1 rRNA gene (running past one end of the window) is annotated in these 1676 nt (G+C 46.4%); it reads right to left on the bottom strand.

The features are described from left to right. Positions 1-1540, bottom strand: a 23S ribosomal RNA gene (locus G9H60_RS13725) (it extends 1389 nt beyond the left edge of the window). Positions 1541-1676: the final 136 nt, after the last annotated feature.

Genomic DNA, 1676 nt, shown 5'->3' with positions numbered 1-1676 from the left:
GATTACTCGCTACACTCGTTTTGGCATTGCTGCCGCCTCTCAAAGACACTATTCCGTCAGTATCTGGTAACCCATTCTCTCCGTCATCTATTTGCCCAATAAGTAAGTACAGGAATATTAACCTGTTGTGCATTAGGTTGTCGCTCTCGCTAGACCCTTAGCCCCCGACTAACCCTCAGTTGATTAGCATAGCTGAGGAAACCTTAGTCTTTCGGCGTGAGGGTTTCTCGCCCTCATTATCGTTACTCATGCCTACATTTGCTTTTCTGATCGCTCCAGCCAAGCTTGTCGCTCAACCTTCGCCGCAATCAGAATGCTCCCCTACCAGTATATAAATATAATCCAAAGCTTCGGTACTTTACTTGATGCCCGTTTATTATCGATGCCCGCCTCGCTCGACCAGTGAGCTGTTACGCACTCTTTAAATGAATAGCTGCTTCCAAGCTAACATCCTGGCTGTCACTGCAATCAGACTTCCTTAGTTCAACTTAGTAAAGATTTTGGGACCTTAGCTGTTGGTCTGGGTTCTTTCCCTCTCGGATTGGGACCTTAGCACCCCAACCCTCACTCCCGGGTATATTTTAAGCCATTCAGAGTTCGTCAGGATTTGGTAGGATTTGACTCCCCCTAGTCCTATCGGTAGCTTTACCTGCTTAAAACTTGACCCCGAGGCTGTTCCTAAAAACATTTCGGGGAGTACGAGCTATTTCTCAGTTTGATTGGCCTTTCACCCCTACCCACAAGTCATCCAAATACTTTTCAACGTAAACTGGTTCGGTCCTCCACTCCGTTTTACCGGAGCTTCAACCTGCTCATGGGTAGATCACAAAGTTTCGCGTCTACTCCCACTGACTAAGCGCCCTATTCAGACTCGCTTTCGCTCCGGCTGCTCACATCTATGTGATTAACCTCGCCAGTGAAAGTAACTCGTAGGCTCATTATGCAAAAGGCACGCCGTCACCCCACGAAAGGGCTCCGACCGCTTGTAAGCGTATGGTTTCAGGGTCTTTTCACCCCCTTACTCAGGGTACTTTTCACCTTTCCTTCACAGTACTCGTTCACTATCGGTCTCTTGGTAGTATTTAGCCTTACCGGATGGTGCCGGCAGATTCAAAGGGGATTTCTCCAGTCCCCCCCTACTCAGGATACTCCTACAATGAAATAAACTTACCAATACAGGGCTCTCACCTTCTACGGCCCGCCTTCCCAGACAGTTCTCGTTCATTTATATCATCGATATCGAAGTCCTACAACCCCAGTCTTGCCGCAACAACACTGGTTTGGGCTAATCCGCGTTCGCTCGCCACTACTTACGGAATCACTTTTGTTTTCTCTTCCTCTGCTTACTTAGATGTTTCAGTTCAGCAGGTTTGCCTTCTATTATATAGAATACTAGATCTTCAATCTAGTGGGTTGCCCCATTCGGAAATCTTCGGATTAAAGGTCTTGTGCACCTCCCCGAAGCTTATCGCAGCTTAACACGTCCTTCATCGCCTCCAAGAGCCTAGGCATCCCCCATACGCCCTTATTTCACTTACTCTCTAATATCTTCATGCCCGAAGGCAATCGCTATCTATTTTTGCTCTTACTCTTTACTTTATTCTCACAATATGTCAAAGAACCTTGTGTAAAATCTCTTAATAAATTAAGATACTCTACATCGTTTCCCAAATTTA

It is taken from the genome of Aquirufa aurantiipilula, from assembly GCF_019923745.1.
In the GTDB taxonomy this organism is placed as follows: domain Bacteria; phylum Bacteroidota; class Bacteroidia; order Cytophagales; family Spirosomataceae; genus Aquirufa; species Aquirufa aurantiipilula.
Note: the sequence above shows the minus strand (reverse complement) of the source record. Positions and strands in the feature narration are given on the sequence as shown.